Raw genomic sequence first — 6,804 nt, 5'->3', positions numbered from 1 at the left:
ATGTTCATCTGCAAGGCCTGATCCATCGCAATTTGCGCCCGGATACGATCTGGATCGACCACTCCGACCACGTCTGGCTGACAGGGCTGGCGGGAGCTTCCCGCTTTCATCGTGAGCGCCCCGACCTCGCCATCCACGAGTCGTTGGTCGAATCGTCCATATACATGTCGCCCGAACAAACAGGACGCGTAAATCGATCGATCGACGCGCGTAGCGACCTCTACGTCCTCGGGATCGTACTGTATCAGATGGTTGCGTCCGGCACTCTGCCGTTCCTCGCCAGCAGCCCGGCCCAGTGGATGCACTACCACATCGCCCGCAGCCCCAATCCGCTGCCGGCGACGCGCCCGGAAACGATCGCAATCGAGCAACTCATTTCGAGACTGCTGTCGAAGTCTGCCGATGACCGCTATCTCACTGCGGCCAGCGTCGAGCGTGACCTGCGGTCGTGCCTTGTTGCCTGGGAGGCCTATGGCACGACTGCGGGGGTGAGACTGACCGCGCAGGACGCGTGCGGCGTCATTCGCATGAGTGAAAAACTCTATGGGCGCGACGCCGAGATCAACCGGATTCTCTCGGCCTATCATCGTGTCGCCTCCACCGGCGCGACCGAATGGGTGTTCATTTCCGGCTATTCAGGCGCTGGCAAGTCCTCCGTCGTGAACGAGCTGCGGAAGACGCTGACGCCCACCAATGGCTGGTTCATCTCAGGCAAGTTCGATCAGTATAACCGCGACATCCCCTTCGCCACGCTGGCACAGGCCTTTCAATCCTTCGTGCGCCAGATCCTCGGCGTGGACGAGAATGAACTCGCGCGTTGGAAGGAACGTCTCTCGGCGGCCCTTGGCGCCCATGGCGAGTTGATGGTCAACCTCGTTCCCGAGCTCCGCCTGGTGATCGGAGATCAGCCTCCCATCCCCGACTTGCCGCCGCAAGAGAGCCGCGGCCGCTTTCAAGCCCTGCTCAGTCGATTCCTCGGCGCACTAGCGCGCGCCGAGCACCCGCTCGTCCTGTTCCTTGACGACCTGCAATGGTTCGACACTGCGACCGCCGAATTCCTGACCCGGCTGGCAGGCACGCCTGAGATCAGCCACCTGCTGATGATCTGCGCATACCGAGATAACGAGGTGGATGCAGCCCACCCGCTGGCGGCAACGCTCGACACTATCCGGCGCGATGCAACACATCTCGACGAGCTCCGGCTGCAGCCGCTGACCTTCGATGATTTGAGGAGTCTGGTTGCCAACGTGCTGCGCAGCAAGCCGGAACGCGTATCATCGCTGGCTGCCCTGATCCATCGCAAGACCGGCGGCAATCCGTTCTTTGCTATTCAGTTCTTTTCATCCCTGGTTCACGAAGAACTCCTGGTCTTCGACGCACTTCGTCATGAATGGACCTGGAACATCGAGCTGATCGACGCAAAGGGCTACACCGACAATGTCGTCGACCTGATGTCGCGACGGCTCGACAAATTGCCACCGGCCACGTTGAAGATTGTAAAGATGTTTTCGTGCCTGGGCATGTATGCCGACGCGGAAACGCTGGGTAGGCTGTGTGAACTATCGGAAGATCAGGTTCATGCCGGTCTGCAGGAACTGGTCACCAGCGAGTTGGTGCTACGAGCGGGATCCGACTATCGCTTTGTGCATGACCGCGTCCGGGAGGCCGCGTATCGGCTGATCCCCGCGGCAGATCTCGCGGCCCGACATCTCTTCATCGCCCGCCACCTGGCCACAGATGCTGGCGCAGCGCCACCGTCCGACGCGATTTTTCAGATCGTCAACCACTACAACTCAGGAGCCGCCCTCGTCTCCTCGGCTGCAGAGCGTCTGAAGATGGCGCAATACAATCTCGAGGCCGGAAATGCGGCCAGAAAGGCGATAGCGTACCAGTCCGCATTGATCTACCTGACGGCCGCACGCTCACGCCTGACCAAGCAAGAATGGCTTGAGCACCGGGATCTGGCTTTCCAGATCGAATACCAGCTCGCAGAGTGCGAATTTCTTACCGGCCTTCCTGCGGCAGCCGAAGCGCGGCTACAAAAACTGCGTCCTTGTGCGCCGACCGAAATCGACAAGGCGGCCATCATCGCATTGCAGATCACGCTGCACACCGCAATGGATCGCAGTGCGGACGCTGTTCAGACGTGCCTCGACTATCTGAGCGAGCTCGGCATTGTTTGGCCTCGACAACCGAGCCGGGAAGATGCCCGCGCCGAATATCAACGTCTGGCACGGCGGCTGGACGGTATCTCGATTGCAGCGCTCCTGGAGCTGCCGATCGCCACCGACCCAAAGCACTGCGCCTCGCTCAGCGTCATGACTGCCGCCCTTGCCCCAGCTTTCTTCACCGATCTCAATCTCGTCTGCCTGATGCTGTGCCGGATGGCCACTCTGAGCATTCATCACGGCAACAGCGATGCCTCGGCGTTGGCCTATGCATATCTCGGCATGGTGGCCGGGCCTACCTTCGGCGACTATCGTGCCGCCCTCAGCTTCGGCGAACTCGGACTTCGCCTGGCCGAGGAGCGCGGCCTCGGCAAATACAAAGCCCGCGTCGATCTCACCTACGGCGCGCATGTCCTGCCCTGGGCTCGTCCCCTGATCTCGGCGCAGAAATATCTGCGGCGGGCGTTCGATGAATCCAACGAAACCGGGGACCTGACCTATGCGGGGTTTTCGTCCTGCACATTGATCACCAACCGCTTGGACTCTGGCGATCTGCTAGACGAAATCGAACCCGAAGCAGCTGCCCGACTGCAACTGATGCAGCGCGCGAAATTCGGGCTGATCGTTCATATCATCACCGCCCAGCGACAGCTGATCCGTATGCTGCGTGGCGAGACCAGCAGCTTCGGCTCGCTGAACGATGCCAGCTTCGATGAAGCCGAATTCGAACAGCAACTCTCCGCCAATCGTAGCCTGGACCTGGCGACTTGCTGGTTCTGGATCCGAAAGATGCAAGCTCGCTATTTCGCGGGCAACTACCGCGACGCCTACGACGCCTTGGAGAAGGCGACGCCGCTGCTCTGGACCACATTCGGACACTTCGAATCGGTGGTTATGCGCTTCTACGGCGGGCTCGTCCAAGCGGCTTATTATGACTCGGCGCCGGCTGGCCTGCAGGAGGTCCTGAAGGCCGGTCTGCTGGCCGCGCATCGCCAGATGGCCGAATGGGAGACGCATTGTCACGAAAACTTCGAAGGTCGCACGGCGGTGCTGGCTGCGGAGATTGCACGCATCGAAAATCGGCCCTTCGACGCCATCCGGTCTTACGAAAAGGCGATCTGCTCTGCACAGCGCGATAATTTCCTGCAGGTGGAAGCGATCGCTCACGAACTGGCTTCACGCCTGTATCATCGCCAAGGACTGCCGACCGGTTACCAAACTCATCTGGCGCGAGCACGTGATTGCTATCACAGGTGGGGCGCAAGTGGGAAAGCGAAGCAGATCGAGCGACAGCACGCCGGCCTCGGCTTGAGCCTGCTGGCAGCGCCGCTCGTGCCCCTCGAATTCACCGAGAGTTTCGATCTGGCGACTGTGGTCAAGACGTCGGAAGCCGTGTCCAACGAACCGGGCGTGTCTCGCCTGATGGAAACGCTGATGACGCTGGTGATCGAACACGCCGGCGCGCAGCGCGGCCTGTTGATCATCCCGCAGGTCGATGACCTGCGTGTTCGCGCTGAAGCCAGGACCAGTCAGGACGGCATTCGCGTCTCATTGCGCGATGAGCCCCTGTCAGCCACCGAGTTGCCGAGTACGATCGTCAACGTCGTCACCCGCACGGGAGAAGCGGTGATGCTCGACGACGCCCGCAGCAGCGGGCCTTTTATCGATGATTCCTACATTGCTTCGGTCCAGTGCAGATCTGTTCTTTGCCTGCCCCTGGTCAAACGCACCAAGCTTGTCGGTATCATCTTTCTTGAGAACAATCTCGCGGCTGGCATCTTTACGCCCGCGAAGCTCGCGGTCCTCAAGCTTCTGGCCTCGCAAGCCGCGATGTCGTTGAAGAACGCATTGCTGGAAGAGAAGGATGCACTCGTCGAGGCGTTGCAAAAATCCCAGTCCGAACTGATGCGGATGTCGCGGCTGACGGCGATCGGTGAACTCGTCATCTCGATCGCTCACGAGATCAACCAGCCCTTGACGGCGATCATCACCAACGCGGAGGTCTGCGTGCGTTGGCTCAACAACGACAAGCCTTCGACCGAAGAGGCCAAGAACGCAGCTCGCCGGGTGATCGAAAACGGACGCCGCGCGGCCGATGTCGTTCAGACCATTCGAGGTCTCGCAGTTAAGTCTCCACCGAAGATGTCCGCCGTCGACATCAACGATGTGGCGATCGAGACACTCTCAATCATCCAAAGCGAGCTGCGCCAGCATACCGTGCAGCTCGAGACGGACCTTACGGATAGTGGCAGCCTTGTCCTGGGCAACAAGGTCCAAATCCAGCAAGTACTTCTTAACCTGACGATGAACGCCATCGAGTCGACCGCCGCCATCGAAGGACGGCGGACCCTGCGCATTTCTACCCAGGCCGGCGACAATGACACCGTCGTAATCAGCGTTGCCGACAACGGCCTCGGCTTCGATGAAGACCGCATCGACCAGCTCTTTGAAGCGCTGGTCACAACCAAGCCTCACGGGATGGGCATGGGGCTGTCCATCAGCAAGTCGATCGTGGAGGCACATGGCGGCCGGCTTTGGGCCACCTCCGTGAGCCCCCGCGGCGCCGCCTTCCACTTTTCACTGCCCCGATTATCATCTGATCAGGACTACAGCGCCGAGTGAATGTTCAAGCCACCGTGCGAACCGACAAGAGGTTCAGGTGATGGCGTCCTAGATAGGCTGCAATGCAACCGATCCCGAGCAGGACCAACCTATGAGCCCCTCAGCGCTTTCTCCCACCGTCGTTCTCGTCCATGGCGCCTGGGCCGATGGATCCAGCTGGCGTCTCGTCATTCCCTATTTGCTGAAGAAAGGCATCGCCGTGGTGGCGGTGCAGAATCCAACGACGTCGCTAGCCGCGGATGTCGAGGCGACGAGGCTGGTGCTCGACGCGATCGACGGCCCCGTTGTGCTAGTTGGCCATAGCTGGGGTGGCGCGGTGATCGCCCAGGCGGGCAACGATCCGAAGGTCAAAGCGCTGGTGTTCGTCGCCGCGCTGCCGCCGAAGGCCGATGAGTCCGTGGGTGATCTCGTCGGTGCGCATCCGGCGCCGCCCGGCCTCAGTCAGATCGTGAAGGCGGGCCCCGGGCTGCTCAAGCTCAGCCCCGAGGGCTGGATCAACGACGTCGCGCAGGACCTTTCGGAGGAGGATGCGCGCGTACTCGCAGTGATCCAGCCGCCGCTGCCGGAATCGACCTTCGGCGATAGGATCACTGAAGCGGCGTGGGCCACGCGGCCGAACTGGTACATCGTTTCGGCCAACGATCGCGTCGTCAGTGTCGAATTGCAGCGCGAGCTCGCAGCGCGCCTGCACGCCACGACCACCGAACTCGAGGCCAGCCATCTGTCGATCCTGTCGCAGCCACAGGCGGTCGCCGACGTCATCATCGAGGCGGTCGGCGCTGTCGCTGCTGCATCGTGACCGCTGCATCGATCGGCAGAGGTTGACGTGACCAAATACTCCGCCGACGATAGCGTCAGCCTTATCGACCTCGACGCTCAGCACGGCCGTGTTATCTCGCGTTGGGAGATAATGGTCGGCGCGGCGTGTATCGCTTTGTTGCCGGGCAGCACCCTGGCGCAGCCCGCACATCCCCCTCGCCCCCCACAAGGAGACCAAACGATGAGCAGCGGATTTGTGAAGACCAAGGATGGCGTTGAAATCTTCTACAAGGACTGGGGACCCAAGTCCGCGCAGCCGATCGTGTTCCATCACGGCTGGCCGCTGTCGTCCGACGATTGGGACGCGCAGATGCTGTTCTTCCGCGCGCACGGCTATCGCGTCGTCGCGCATGATCGCCGCGGCCACGGCCGCTCGGCGCAGGTCGACACCGGCCACGACATGGATCATTACGCCGCCGACGCTTCCGCTGTCGCTGAGCACCTCGACCTAAAGAGGGCCGTGCACATCGGCCACTCCACCGGCGGCGGCGAAGTTGCGCGCTACGTCGCAAAATTCGGTGAACCGCAAGGCCGCGTCGCCAAGGCCGTGCTGGTCTCCGCGGTCCCGCCGCTGATGTTGAAAACTGAGAAGAACCCCGGCGGTCTGCCGATGGAAGTGTTCGACGGTTTCCGCAAGGCGCTCGCCGACAACCGCGCGCAGTTCTTCCTCGACGTGCCCGCCGGCCCGTTCTACGGCTTCAACCGCCCCGACGCGAAGACGATGCCGGGCGTCGTCAACAACTGGTGGCGACAAGGCATGATGGGCGCCGCCAATGCGCATTACGACGGCATCAAGGCGTTCTCGGAAACCGATCAAACCGACGATCTCAAGGCGATCAGTGTGCCGACGCTGGTGCTGCACGGCGAGGACGACCAGATCGTGCCGATCGACGACTCCGCCCGCCTTTCGGTCAAGCTGCTGAAGAACGGCAAGCTCAAGACCTATCCGGGCTTCCCGCACGGCATGCTGACTACCCATGCCGACGTGCTCAACGCCGACTTGCTGGCGTTCGTCAAGGAGTGAGCCATTGACGGGCCGGATCCGGATCGCTCGCTCCGGCCCGTCCTTCCGTCTCCACCCCCTCATCGATCCGCCATGGCCGGGCTGGTCCCGGCCATCCACGCCTTTTTCAGCATTGACGTCAGCAAGGCGTGGATGTCCGGCACAAGGCCGGGCACGATGAGTGGAGCCTGG

General features: G+C 61.6%; 3 protein-coding genes. All 3 read left to right on the top strand.

Translation table 11 applies throughout. The features are described 5' to 3' along the window. Positions 1–8 precede the first annotated feature (8 nt). Positions 9–4,790, top strand: coding sequence for a trifunctional serine/threonine-protein kinase/ATP-binding protein/sensor histidine kinase (locus ACOJTD_RS25460; protein ID WP_420135632.1), 4,782 nt, complete (start codon positions 9–11; stop codon positions 4,788–4,790). Positions 4,791–4,881: 91 nt separating this feature from the next. Next, positions 4,882–5,589 carry an alpha/beta fold hydrolase gene (locus tag ACOJTD_RS25455; RefSeq protein WP_420135630.1) on the top strand — a complete coding sequence of 236 codons (708 nt, stop codon included), beginning with the start codon at positions 4,882–4,884 and terminating at the stop codon, positions 5,587–5,589. 201 nt (positions 5,590–5,790) lie between these two features. Next, complete coding sequence (locus tag ACOJTD_RS25450) at positions 5,791–6,633, top strand: alpha/beta fold hydrolase (protein ID WP_420135629.1); 843 nt, start codon at positions 5,791–5,793, stop codon at positions 6,631–6,633. The last annotated feature ends 171 nt before the right edge of the window (positions 6,634–6,804 follow it).

Origin of the sequence: Rhodopseudomonas sp., assembly GCF_048594845.1 — a bacterium.
Lineage (GTDB): Bacteria > Pseudomonadota > Alphaproteobacteria > Rhizobiales > Xanthobacteraceae > Rhodopseudomonas.
Note: the sequence above shows the minus strand (reverse complement) of the source record. Positions and strands in the feature narration are given on the sequence as shown.